Source organism: Mesorhizobium sp. M7D.F.Ca.US.004.03.1.1 (assembly GCF_003998635.1).
GTDB classification, from domain to species: domain Bacteria; phylum Pseudomonadota; class Alphaproteobacteria; order Rhizobiales; family Rhizobiaceae; genus Mesorhizobium; species Mesorhizobium loti.
The window spans coordinates 1-958 of record NZ_RZQG01001448.1; the positions used below are offsets into that span (position 1 = coordinate 1).

Annotated in this window: 1 protein-coding gene and 1 pseudogene; both read left to right on the forward strand. The window is 65.0% G+C overall.

Annotated elements, in window-relative coordinates; genetic code table 11:
• A pseudogene (locus EN935_RS42575) lies at window positions 1-173 on the forward strand (outer membrane protein assembly factor BamD); the annotation flags it as partial.
• A gap of 119 nt (window positions 174-292) precedes the next feature.
• The coding region (locus EN935_RS37845; protein ID WP_164771804.1) for an AAA family ATPase at window positions 293-958 on the forward strand (666 nt) is incomplete at its 3' end.

The window sequence follows — 958 nt, forward strand, 5'->3', positions numbered from 1 at the left end:
CGATGGGCCTGACCTCGGAGGCACAGACCGCGGCCGCCGTGCTCGGCACCAACTACCCCGACAGCTCGTGGTACAAGGATTCCTACAAGCTGCTGCAGAGCAATGGGCTTGCACCGCGCGAAAATGCCGGGTCGTGGATATCCAAGGCCGGAAAGATGATCACCGGCGCCTGACGTCTGAGCATCGACTGAAGCGTTCACAGCGCTTTTCGGATTGATCCGACGCTCAAACAAAAAGATAGTGCGGCGCTGCGACTGCAAATGGTCGCGTGCCGTTCTAGATTCGGGTTCTGATGCTTTCCAGACTGTCGATCCGCGATATCGTCCTGATCGAAAAGCTGGATATCGACTTCCAGCCGGGTCTTTCGGTGCTGACCGGCGAAACCGGCGCCGGCAAATCCATCCTGCTCGATGCCTTGTCGCTGGCGCTCGGTGCGCGCGGCGACGCGTCGCTGGTGCGCCATGGCGCGGCGCAAGGTCAGGTCATCGCCGTATTCGACGTGCCGCGCAACCATCCGGTGCGCGCGCTGCTTGCCGAAAACGCCATCGAGGATGACGGCGACATCATCCTGCGCCGCCTGCAGACGGCGGATGGCCGTACCCGCGTCTTCGTCAACGATCAGCCTTCGAGCGTCACCCTGATGCGCGATGTCGGCCGCGCGCTGGTCGAGATCCACGGCCAGCATGACGAACGTGCGCTGGTCGATCCCGGCGCGCACCGCGAGGTGCTCGACGCTTTCGGCGGCCATCTCGGCGCCGTCCGCTCGGCCGGCGAGGCATGGCGGCACTGGCGCGTCAGCGAGCAGGAGCTGTCGCGTCATCGCGCCAAGGTGGCGGCGGCCGCTCGCGAGGCCGATTATCTACGAGCGGCGGTGGCCGAACTGACCAAGCTCGATCCGCAGCCGGGCGAAGAGACCGATCTCGCCGAACTGCGCGCATCGATGATGCGGGCCGAGAAG